Here is an 11,855-nt window from a genome sequence, read left to right on the forward strand (position 1 = left end):
ACAAGGCTGGTTCGCATTTTGTCGCAAAAGGCGAATCGCTGGGAACCTTTGTCGAATGGAAAATCGCTGGCAGGAAACGGAGACCAAACAGAGAAGATACATTTTGTACAGTTACGAAATGTATCATCATTATCTTTTGGGAGGGAATCCGGTGTTCGTCAAAAATGGGTTTACCCGCGTCGTTCTGGCGGCCTTGCTGCTAATACAGCCTTTCGGCGGCAGGGCGGTCGAAAGTGTGGTGCAAGCAGCCGACGTTCCGCACGGCATCGCGGAAGGGCCGATCAGCGCAGTAGCGGCGGTGTACGGCGCGCAAGACAGGCCGGCCTATGTACCCGGCGAGGTGCTCGTCAAGTTCAAGTCGGAGGAAGCCGGCGCCATGAAGGCAAGCAGCGTCAAAGCGCGATTCTCGTCGGCAGCTGCCGGGAAGCTGGCGGACGGGGAAACGGAAGTGCTGCAAATCGGCAGCGAACGTTCGGTGCCCGAGGCGATCGCCGAACTGCAGGCGAGCGGAGAGGTCGTTTCGGCGCAGCCGAACTATTTGTATTATGCCAACGATGTTCAGACGACTGCCATTGATGATACATTTTGGAGCATGCAGTGGGGACTGCACAACATCGGTCAATCGCTCACAGTAGGAGCTTCCGTCGATACGGGTACGGCAGATGTCGATATCGATGCACCGGAAGGATGGGCATTGGCGGGCAATTTGCAGGAGGTTGTCGTAGCGGTGATCGACACCGGCGTCGACATCAATCATCCCGATTTGGTCGGCAAGATCGATTCTCGCGGCAAAGATTTTTACCATGGGGACGGCACGGTGTTCGATGCAAGTGAGGTGTTCGGCGGTCTATTCGAAGACGCTCACGGCACGCATGTCGCCGGCATTATCGCCGCTGCTGCGGACAATTACGGGATTCGCGGCGTGGCGCCCAACGTCAAAATTTTGCCGCTGAAGTTTCTCGGCGGTCCGAACGGGTCGGGTACGACGGCGAATGCGATTCAAGCGATCAACTACGCCGCTTCGCTCGGCGTCAAAATCGCCAACGCCAGTTGGGGCTCGCCGGCCGGTTCGTCCGATGCCGCCCTGAACGAGGCGATCGCCGCTTCCGGCATGGTGTTCGTTGCGTCGGCCGGCAATGGGGACGAGAACGGGAACGGCATCAACATCGACGCGACTCCATACTCGCCTGCGGGGCTTGGCGCCGGCAACATCGTCAGCGTGGCCTCGATCGACAATGACGGCAATTTGGCGAGATCGTCCAACTACGGCGCGAGCAAAGTCGATTTGGCCGCTCCCGGGGTCAATATTGCCAGCACGTATCCATTTCCGCAAGCGGGCGGGGGGACGGAGCACGGATACGCATTTTTGAGCGGGACGTCGATGGCGGCGCCGTTCGTATCCGGCATTGCCGCCGTACTGCTGGGCCAGCGGCAGATGTCGGCCGCGGAAGTGATATCGCGACTCAAGAGCGGGACCAAACCGGAATCGTCATTAGCGGGCAAAACGGTAACGGGCGGGATGGCGGATTTGTACCGCAGCCTGATGATCAGCCTCCCGACTTCTACACCGGAGCCGTCGACAGCCAAGCTCGCCGTCAGCGACTCGACGGTTTATGCGGCGCCGGTGTACACGTTGACACTGCGCACAAGTGCTTCGGGCGGCCTTGCGGTTGGCGATAAAGTGACGATTTCCTTTCCGGCGCAAGCATCCGTGCCGACGTTTAAGCCGTGGAACGAGGTCGTGCGCATCAACGGCGCGGTTGTGCCGGCATCGAACATTGCGATAAACGGGCAAACGGCGACGATTGCCACTCCGGTGGCGATTGCGGGCGGCAGCCAAATGACGATCGTCGTCACTTCCGCCGCCGGTGTGCGCAATCCGGGTGTACCGGGGAGCTACAACGTGTCGGTTACCACCGCCAAGGACACGTCGCCGCAAACGGTTGCGTTTTCGGTCGTCCCGCGAGCGGCGCAGCTTGCTGCCGGCGGAGCAACGAACAATACGGCGCAATTATACTGGAGCGCTGTGTCCGGAGCCTCGCAGGTCAGGATCGAGATGTCCGTGGATGGCGGACTCAACTGGTCGGTGGCGCCCGGTGCGGCTCCGACGCCCGGGGCGGGGTTCGCTGCGGTAGGGCAGCTGCAAGCAGGCACGACGTATTGGTTCCGGCTGCAACTGATCGGCGGTGGCGGCGTTGCGACGGGATATACGAATACGGTTGAGCTTGTCACGCTGGGCGAAGCTCCGGCGGTTGAGCGGTTTATTTTGACCGATCAGGCGAATGGAAAAGCGCGATTCACGTGGCAGCCTATGGCAGGGGCGAAGCTGGCGGTAGTCGAGCAATCGACCGATGGAGGAACGCACTGGACGCCGGCCGCCCAATATGAAGCCGCAGTCGATGAAAGAGCGACGGTAAGCGAATTGTCGCCAAATACCGACTACTACTTCCGCCTTCGCGTTTACGGGAGCGCGTACAATGTCGTTTCTGCGCCGTTGCATGTGCGTACCGGTTATTGGAACGCGCAGCAGCAGGTCGGCAGTCTGGCTGTTGCGTCGACGAGCGATACGGCGGTGACCCTGCAGCGGTCCTGGACTGACGCGTACTGGGTCGATTTGCAGCAATCGACTGACGGTGTCTCATGGACGAATGTGTCCATTGCCGTCAATCCGACGAGCACCCCCGTGATCGTGACGGGATTGCAGCCGGATCGCGATTATCGCTTCCGGCAGCGGGTCGCCGGCAGGCCCGGTACGATAGACGGATACTCCAATGTCGTTGTGGCGCGAACGCAACCATCGTCGTCGTCGTTGCATCTCGAAAAAGCCGAGCAAATCGACGGCACGACGTTGCAGTTGACGTTCAATCGGCCGCTCGACCCGTTGTCGGCAGGCAATACGGCGAATTACGAAGCACAGAATATCGGGACGTCCGGCATGATTTCGATCGTGCAGGCTGTCCGTCAAAATAATCCGACTGTTGTGACGCTAATGCTGGATGCAGCAGCTTTGAACGGCTTGCCGCCCATGCAGCTGCAGGTGACGACGTCGGTTGTCGATACGGAAGGCAACGCCATCGATCCGAACGGAAACCGGCGTACGTTTGCGTTTACGCCAAATTTGTCTCCGGAATCCACATCCGGCTACTATCTCAACGGCGATGACACGCTCATTCAATTAGGGGTGGGTATGTTTCGCAACGGGACCGTTTCTCCGGATTTGTTTACGATTCAAACGGGAGGAGCGGACGTGCGGCCGCTCGCCGTTTTTGCTTCCGATTCGGCAGTCAGCCTGGTCACCAGCGGCCTGTTGGCGCCGGACAAGAACATAAGCATTCAATATTCGGGCGGGGAGAACGGCTTGCGTTACCGCAGCGGCTTGCCGGTAGAACCGTTTGGCCCGTTGTATTTGAGCAGCTCATTCGGCTATCCCCGTCAAACGGGAGCTTATCTGACTTCGGATACGACGGCGATGCTTCTGTTTGACGCTCCGCTGGATCGGGCTGATGCCGAAAACACGGATCAATACATTGTGCTTCCCATTTTGAACGGCGGTCCGTTTCATGTGCAAAAAGCGGAGCTGCAAGCAGGATTGTCCGCGGTTCGGATTACACTGGATCAAGGTTTGGGAGCAAATACCGCATTTTTTAGAGTGCCAATTAAAGAGGTGTTTTCCGGTCGATTTTCTTTGAACGGGGTACAGCTTGCAGGTGGAAAAAGTTTGGTATACCCGTACGGGTCTGTATTCCATGAATCTTACAATAACGACGGAACCATATTGGGGGGCGTCGCTGTGCAAGTAAACGGCGATACGTTCACCGGTCAAAAAGGGGACGATCTGATCGCGGCGGGCAAAGCGACCGTCAGCGGCGTGCCTGGCGGATTGAAGCCGCGCGTCATCAAAACGGGCGATGGTTCGGTGAGCGTTCAATTGCTCGGCGTTGCGGCGGCGCATGCCGCTGCGAACAATGTGGGCAACATTCGCGTCGAATTCCGCAACACCGCTTTTGCCAGCGGGAATGCGGCGCAGTATCCGTCTGCGGTCAGGAACGACGTTGCCATCGCATTTACGGATTATGCGCTCGTGGAGTCGCCGCCGCCAACGCCTTCGCCAACGCCGACACCGACGCCGACACCAACGGCGACACCAACGCCGACACCAACGCCGACACCGACGGCGACACCGACGCCGACGGCGACGCCAACGGCAACACCAACGGCAACACCAGCGGCAACACCTTTGGCGACACCGACGCCGAGTACGTCGCCTGGTGATGGTGGCGGGGGCGGAGGTGGAGGCGGGGGCGGAGGCGGACCGGTTCCACCTCCGCCGACAGGAGGCACCCCGTCGGCGGCGCCTAGCGCGACGCCAACGCCAACGCCGACACCGACGCCGCAGCCGAGCGCCACGCCCGCTCCGTCGGCTGCGCCGCAGCCGCTTCTGCTGGCGCTGCCCGACGCGCCTACGCTACAGCCGCAAGCGCCTGGCGCTGACGGCGCCGACTTCGCCGTCAGCGGCGAAGAGCTGCTGCGTCTGCTTCGCGAAGCCGCAGCCGCCGGCGGCGATGCGCCGCTGCAGCTTGCGGTGCCGCTCGCGGGCACCGGCGGCACCTCCGCCAGCGCGGACTTTCCCGCCGATGCGCTGAGCGAAGCGGCCAAGCTTGCGCCGGAGGCGCGGGTGACGCTTCAAACCGGCTTCACCGCGTTTGAACTGCCATTGCGCCTGTTCAGCGGCGATTGGCTGCAGCATGTGACAGGCAGCGACGCCATCGACGCGGCTGACGCGGTTGTCAGCGTGACGCTGCGCCAAGCGGACGACAAGCTGGCGGAACAGCTCCGCGAACAAGCCGGGAAGACCGGCTTGAAGCTGGCGGGCGAAGCTTACGACTTCGTCATTGCCGTGGAAGCGGGCAGCAAGAAGTGGGAAATATCCGACTTCGGCGATGTGTATGTTTCGCGGTTCCTGGAACTGGACGAAGGCGAAGCAACAGGCGATTTGATTGCGGTTGTTTTCGATCCGCTGACCGGTTTGTTCACTTTCGTGCCGGCCGTCGTGGAAACGGTGAATGGCGCCAAGCTCGTTCGCCTCACGGCGCCGCACAACAGCATCTACACACTGGCCCATTCGCGGCGCACCTTCGCCGACTTGGAAGGCCACTGGGCGCGCGGCGACATCGAGCGGCTCGCTTCGCGGCTGATCGTGCAAGGGATGTCGGACACGACATTTGCCCCGGATGCCGCCGTGTCGCGAGCCGAATTCGCCGCCCTGCTGGTGAGGTCGCTGGCAATAGGGGAGAGCGATCCGGACGCGTTGCATGCGCCGGCTTTCATCGATGTGAAGTCGGACGATTGGTTTTATGCAGCGGTTGCGGAGGCAACGCAAGCCGGGCTCGTACAAGGCCGCGATGATGGCACATTTGCGCCGGATGCAACGATTACGCGCGAAGAGATGGCGGCGATGCTCGTGAGGGCGCTTCGCTTCGCGGGCGGTACGCCGTATGCCGGCGAGCCCGGCAAGCTGCTGGCGCCGTTCGTCGACGGCGACACGATCGCCGCATGGGCGCGGCCCGCGGTGGCGCAGGCGATCGACGCCGGCATCGTGCGCGCTGCAGACGGCGGCGCATTCGAGCCGCAGCAGCCGGCCAGTCGTGCGGAAGCGGCGGTTATGCTGAAGCGGCTGCTTCAGGCGCTGCATTTTATCGCCGGCTGAACCATGCCGGCGCCAGTGGAATAAGGCCGGTATCGGCCTTACAGCGCCCGACCGGGCCCGCCGCCGTCGGAAACGGCAATGGGATTGCAAAATAGGCCATGTTTTATGGCCTATTTCGGCAAAAACACCCAGTCGACACAAAATAGCCAGTGATTTCGCTGGCTATACGTGTCTATCTGCCCGGATTGGGGCTTTACGGCCCAAATAACCAGTGTTTTCACTGGCTATTTTCGATGTGACAGGCGAAACGGGGGCAATAAGCCATGTTTGATGGCCAATTTCGCCGAGCCGAACGATCAGGTGCGATGAACGCTCGTTCAACCCCCGCAAAGCCGCCGCAGCGCAGGAACAACAGGGTTGTCCCGTCATTCCGATTACGAGGGGACAACCCTGTTTTCTTTTGGCGCATGGCAATTTTCGCGCAACTGGTTTCACTTGCCAGCGGAGCAGGGTAAGCCCATAATGAACCGGTTTACAGCAGATTAAAAAATGGGATGGAGGATTCCGATGAAGCCAAGCCGTATTGCGCGCAAAACACTTACGATCGCACTAGCCTCGCTGCTTACCGTATCTTCGGTTGGCATCGCATCTGCTGCAGCGACGCCGATGCCCGACGTAAAAGGGCATTGGGCCGAAAAGGAGGTCACCGACTGGACCGAAAAAGGGTATATTCAAGGGTACAATGACGGGATGTTCCATCCGGACACTTCCGTGACTCGCGCCGAATTTATGGCGCTGGTCAACCGCTCCTTCAGCTTCAAGGAGCGTTCCGCGGCCACGTTTACGGATTTGAGCGAATCCGACTGGGCCAACGCCGACGTGCAAATCGCCGTCAAAGCCGGCTACATCCAAGGCTACGAAGACGGCACGGTGCGCCCGAACAGTCCGATCACCCGTCAGGAAACGGCCGTCATCATCAGCCGGCTGCTGCAGCTGCCTCCGGCGCTCGACTCGCTCGGAAAGTTCGGCGACGCCGCGCTCATGGGCGCATGGAGCAAGGACTACATCGGCGCCGTAGCCAAGTGGAACATTATGGAGGGCTACCAGGATACGACGTTCCAGCCGACGGCGTACATTTCCCGGGCGGAAACGGTGGTCACGCTGGCACGGGCGCTTGGCAAGAAGCACTTTGCCTTCGAAACGGCAGGAGTGTACGGCCCGTACGACGGCGAACATATCATCAGCGGCAACGTTACCGTTTCGGCGGCCGACGTGACGCTGCAGCACATGGTCATCGGCGGCGACTTGACGCTTACCGATGGAATCGGCAACGGCAATGTCATGCTGGACCACGTCAAAGTGTACGGCAAAACCTACATTGAAGGCGGCGGCGACCAGTCGGTGCACGTTAAGGATTCCAATCTCGGCGAAGCGACTGTCAACCGCGAGGAAGGCACAGTGCGCGTCGCGGTGGAAGGCGATTCGACCATTACGCGCGTTATCCTGAACACGCCGGCCGTCATCGATGCGAATGCCGGCAGCAGCGAGGAACCGGCGGTTACCGAAGTGATCCTTCCCCGTGAGCTCGACAACAATACGACGGTCGTGCTGCGCGGAAACTACGAGAACGTTTTCGTGAATTCGAAGGCAATCGAAATCAACGTCGAGAACGCTTCGATCGGCACGATGGCAGTGACGGAACCGGTGACGATCAATCTGAACCCGGACACAACGATCGGCACGCTGCAACTGGAGGCGCCCGTTACGGTTACCGGCGGCGGCACCGTGAGCAAAGCGGTGATGACCGACGCAGCGGAAGGCACGACGTTCGAATCGCAGCCGGCGGTCATCGAGCATGCGGACGGCACGACAACAACGCCGACGCCGTCTCCGGCAAGCTCGCCGTCCCCAACGCCTACGCCAACACCGACACCAACGCCAACGCCGACACCGACGCCTGATGTGTACGACCCGTCGCCAGGGTCCGTGACCGGCTATGTATATGCACAAGCCGATCATCAGCCGTTGACCGGAGTAACGGTTGCCGTATATACCAACGTCGATACGCCTTCAAGCGTGGCGATGTCCACCTATACGACGGCAGATGCCGGCACTTATTCGTTCTGGATTTATCCAGGCACATACGATTTGAAGTTCAGCAAGGACGGTTACGTCACGAATGTCGTCCGGGGCATTCAGGTGTCGGACGGCAGCTATAGCACTCGTCCGCCGGAGGAACTGGCCGTTACCGCCATCACCGGCACCGTGAAGGACACGGCGGGAGTCGCCGTGGCCGGAGCGACAGCAGTCGTCACGGTGGGGATTGACACTTACGATGCGCAAACCGACGCAAGCGGTCATTTCCGCATCCCGAACGTGCCGGTTGGCAGCGGCTATACGCTGGAGGTCAGCAAAGGCGACTCGCATGCCACATCGAGTGCCTTCAACGTCGGCATCGGCGACGACGGCGCGGCTGTCGTCAACGTGACGCTGGACATGGTGCCGCCAACACTGACGGACGCCATGACGAACGTAGCCGGCGACGAAGTGAAGCTGATCTTCGACGAACGGCTGGATAGCGTCGACGACGCCAAAATCACGATCTACGTTGACGGCGTGGAAGTTACGGAAGCGAATCGGACCATTACGCTTGACGGCAGCGATCCCGACGGCAAAACCGTAGTCATCGAGCTGCTGGGTACGCCGATATCGCACAGTCAACCGGTGACAATCGATCTTGCGGAAGGTGCCGTGGTTGACAGCGCCGGCAACAAATCGGCCGAAGCGAACGGCAATGCGGCAGGCAACTTTGTTCCGGAAATCTGAGTCGCATCCCTTCGCCAGCTAGCCAACAACTACAAAAATCCCGGGGGAGCCCATCGGCCCTCCCGGGATTCTTATGCATGGATAATATATTAAACGATACCGTGTGCCAACATGGCATTGGCGACTTTCAGGAAGCCGGCGATGTTCGCGCCGATCACCAGATTGCCCGGGTGGCCGTATTCATCGGCTGCCTTCACGCTGCTGGTATAAATGTTCTTCATGATCGCATGCAGCTTGTCGTCCACTTCGTGGAAAGACCAAGCGTAGCGCATGCTGTTCTGTGCCATTTCCAGCGCGGAAACCGCTACGCCGCCGGCGTTGGCCGCTTTGGCCGGTCCGAACAGCACATCGTTCGCGTGGAAAATATCGATCGCTTCCAATGTCGACGGCATGTTCGCGCCTTCGCCGATCGCTTGCACGCCATTCGCGACAAGCTTCCTTGCCGAATCGGCATCGATTTCGTTCTGCGTGGCGCACGGCAAGGCAATCTCGCACGGAATCGTCCAGATGCCGCTGCAGCCCTCGAAATACGTCGCTGTCGGATGCTCGTTTACATACTCGCTGATCCGCTTGCGTTCCACTTCTTTCAAACGCTGTACGGTTTCGAATTTGATGCCGGTAGGATCGTAAATGTAGCCGTTCGAGTCGCTGCACGCCACGACGGTAGCGCCGAGCTGGGTAGCCTTCTGGATGGCGTAGATGGACACGTTGCCGGAGCCGGAGACGACGACTTTGCTGCCGTCGAAGGAGAGGCCTTTCGATTTGAGCATTTCGTTCACGAAGTAGATGCAGCCGTAGCCGGTTGCTTCGGTACGAGCCAGACTGCCGCCGTAGCCGATGCCTTTGCCTGTCAGCACGCCCGCTTCATTGCCGCCGGCAATGCGTTTGTACTGGCCGAACATGTAGCCGATTTCGCGGCCGCCGACGCCGATGTCGCCTGCCGGCACGTCGAGGTCAGAGCCGATGTACTTGCCGAGCTCAGTCATGAAGCTTTGGCAGAAGCGCATCACTTCGGCGTCCGATTTGCCTTTCGGATCGAAGTCGGAGCCGCCTTTGCCGCCGCCGATCGGTTGGCCGGTCAGCGAGTTCTTCAAAATTTGCTCGAAGCCGAGGAACTTGACGATGCTGGCGTTAACCGACGGGTGGAAACGAAGACCGCCCTTGTACGGCCCGATGGAGCTGTTGAACTGGACGCGGAAGCCGCGGTTGACGTGCACCTTGCCCTTGTCGTCCGTCCACGGCACGCGGAAGTGGATGAGCCGCTCCGGCTCGACGAGCCGCTCCAGGATTCCTTGCTCCATGTACACGGGGTGCTTCTCGAAAACCGGGACGAGCGAATCCACGATTTCTTTGACGGCTTGGTGGAATTCCGTTTCGCCCGGGTTGCGGCGTTTCACCGTCTCGAATACTTCTGCGACATACGCTTGCGCTGCGGAGGCGCGGTTGGTTTCGGTCTGTAACATGATAGTTCTGATCTCCTGTTCGCTGGGTTTGGATCGAATCCTGCGGTAAAGCCGAATAATCGTCATCTAATTTTGACATAATAATCGGTTTTAGGCAAGTCGACTTATGGGGCTTCCAGCAAATGCCGCATGTTGCTGTAGTCGATGTCGTTTTTGTTCAGGAATTCGATCAGGCTCTTGTGATCGCGCTTCGGAGTCGCCAGAATATAGCCTTCGATGCAATGGTCGCGCGTCACTTCCGACGCGCCGCTCTCCAGCGTCACTTGCCCGATTCGGGCGGCGATGGAGTGGCGGGCGATGTCGCGGAACGGGCCCGGTACGGGAGACACCAGCTTCTCCAGAAACGCCTTGCTGTCGTCGGTCCACAGGTGGCGGGACGCGTCGACGTAATGATTTTGCCAATCGAGCTTGGACTTGCCGTCCGCCTTCGGCAGCACCTTCATAAATTTGCGGAACATGAAATAGCCGCCCACCGACATGAAAAACAGCAGTACAATCGCCCAAAAAACGAGAAACCACATAAACATTCCGTAACCGCCCAAGCGGGATCACCTCTGTATGCTTCATTATCCTGCGCCGATGAAATTATACCCTATTCCTAGCTTTATTTCGAGAATATTAGTAAAATAGAAGGCAGCAAAATTGGCTTGTCCGGCGCGTTCAAGCGCCGCGGCCAAACGATTCCGGCGGACGCCGAGATCACAAATCCCGGGCGTTCCCCCGTAACGAAAGGTTGATAACGAATGGTCAAAATCGGTTCTCATGTATCGTTCTCCGACAAAGGGCTGCTGAACGCGGCGGAAGAAGCGGTTTCATACGGTTCCAGTACGTTCATGATTTATACCGGCGCACCGCAAAATACGAGACGCAAGCCGATCGAGGAGCAGTTCATCGCTGAAGGCAAGGAACTCATGACGGCAAACGGCATCGGCGAAATTGTCGTGCACGCGCCGTACATTATCAATCTTGGCTCTTATAAGGAAGACACGTTCGAACTTGCCGTCCGTTTTCTGCAGGAGGAAATTCGCCGCACCGACTACCTCGGCGTGCGCAATATCGTGCTTCATCCCGGCGCTTATACGGAGAAGGACGCCGAATACGGCATCGCCCGCATCGCCGAAGGCTTGAACGAGGTGCTGCGCGGCACAAGCGACACGAACGTCAACATCGCTCTTGAGACGATGGCAGGCAAAGGCACGGAAATCGGCCGCTCGTTCGAGGAGATCGCCGCCATCATGGCCAAGGTCGAAGACAACCGCCGGCTGACCGTCTGTATGGACACGTGCCACATTCACGATGCCGGCTACGATGTGGTGGACGATTTTGACGGCGTGCTGGACCAGTTCGACCGCATCGTCGGGATGGACAGGCTGGCCGTGCTTCATCTCAACGACAGCAAAAACATGCGCGGCGCCGCCAAGGACCGCCATGCCCCGGTCGGCTCGGGTCTGATCGGCTTCAAGGCGATGCACTATATCGTGAACCATCCGCAGCTGCAGCATGTGCCGATGATTCTCGAAACGCCGTGGATCGGCAAGGACGACGCCAAACAACGCCCGATGTACGAAGCGGAAATCGCGCTGCTGCGCGGGGATGCTACGACACGGTTCGGCGGCGAGTTTTTCGACCACATCGAGCGGCTCGGCTACTTCTTCGACAAGCGCAGCATTCATCATCGCGCCTTCGTGCTGGAAACGTGGGACTTGCTCAAGAACGACGCCAAAGCGAAAAAAGCGGACGGCCGCGAGCCGATGGAACGCTTGTACGACATGATCGAAGAAGAGCGCCTGTTCACCGAGCTGAGCGAAGAGCAAATCAATCACCGGTTGACCGGCTGGCTGGCCGGCAAGGAAGCGCTCGTTTCGGCATAAGCCTAAGCCGGGGCGAGGGCGCAATCGAGTTTATTTTTGGCGGAGGAA

At 59.5% G+C, this 11,855-nt stretch carries 6 protein-coding genes; 3 read left to right on the plus strand and 3 right to left on the minus strand.

Annotation, left to right across the window (positions count from 1 at the left end; all coding sequences use genetic code 11):
* The first annotated feature begins 151 nt into the window (after positions 1-151).
* Positions 152-5,707, plus strand: a complete 5,556-nt coding sequence (locus EXY20_RS40320; protein ID WP_167859377.1) for a S8 family serine peptidase — start codon at positions 152-154, stop codon at positions 5,705-5,707.
* A gap of 507 nt (positions 5,708-6,214) precedes the next feature.
* Positions 6,215-8,473 carry an S-layer homology domain-containing protein gene (locus tag EXY20_RS19645; protein WP_167859378.1) on the plus strand — a complete coding sequence of 753 codons (2,259 nt, stop codon included), beginning with the start codon at positions 6,215-6,217 and terminating at the stop codon, positions 8,471-8,473.
* Between the two features lie 89 nt (positions 8,474-8,562).
* Here the strand turns inward: EXY20_RS19645 and gdhA are convergent, their stop codons facing one another.
* The 3 genes from gdhA to EXY20_RS19660 all read right to left on the minus strand — a co-directional run bounded on the left by gdhA (position 8,563) and on the right by EXY20_RS19660 (position 10,700).
* Complete coding sequence (gene gdhA, locus EXY20_RS19650; RefSeq protein WP_135553803.1) at positions 8,563-9,936, minus strand: NADP-specific glutamate dehydrogenase; 1,374 nt, start codon at positions 9,934-9,936, stop codon at positions 8,563-8,565.
* A 104-nt stretch (positions 9,937-10,040) separates the two neighbouring features.
* Positions 10,041-10,463: a DUF2621 domain-containing protein gene (locus EXY20_RS19655; protein ID WP_135553804.1), complete on the minus strand. Its 423-nt coding sequence runs from the start codon at positions 10,461-10,463 to the stop codon at positions 10,041-10,043.
* Positions 10,464-10,502: 39 nt separating this feature from the next.
* Positions 10,503-10,700 carry a hypothetical protein gene (locus tag EXY20_RS19660; RefSeq protein WP_135553805.1) on the minus strand — a complete coding sequence of 66 codons (198 nt, stop codon included), beginning with the start codon at positions 10,698-10,700 and terminating at the stop codon, positions 10,503-10,505.
* On the opposite strand from EXY20_RS19660, the gene EXY20_RS19665 reads away from it, so the two are divergent.
* Positions 10,680-11,807 (plus strand): deoxyribonuclease IV, encoded by a 1,128-nt coding sequence (locus EXY20_RS19665; RefSeq protein ID WP_135553806.1) that lies wholly within the window; start codon positions 10,680-10,682, stop codon positions 11,805-11,807. The two genes, EXY20_RS19660 and EXY20_RS19665, sit on opposite strands and share 21 nt — an antisense overlap.
* Positions 11,808-11,855: the final 48 nt, after the last annotated feature.

The organism is Paenibacillus cymbidii, from assembly GCF_004764705.1.
Classification (GTDB): Bacteria; Bacillota; Bacilli; order Paenibacillales; family NBRC-103111; genus Paenibacillus_AN; species Paenibacillus_AN cymbidii.

Coding starts and splice junctions, on each gene's coding strand:
- EXY20_RS19645 (WP_167859378.1), top strand. CDS start 6,215: ATGAAGCCAAGCCGTATTGCGCGCAAAACACTTACGATCGCACTAGCC.
- gdhA (WP_135553803.1), bottom strand. CDS start 9,936: ATGTTACAGACCGAAACCAACCGCGCCTCCGCAGCGCAAGCGTATGTC.
- EXY20_RS19655 (WP_135553804.1), bottom strand. CDS start 10,463: ATGTTTATGTGGTTTCTCGTTTTTTGGGCGATTGTACTGCTGTTTTTC.
- EXY20_RS19665 (WP_135553806.1), top strand. CDS start 10,680: ATGGTCAAAATCGGTTCTCATGTATCGTTCTCCGACAAAGGGCTGCTG.
- EXY20_RS19660 (WP_135553805.1), bottom strand. CDS start 10,700: ATGAGAACCGATTTTGACCATTCGTTATCAACCTTTCGTTACGGGGGA.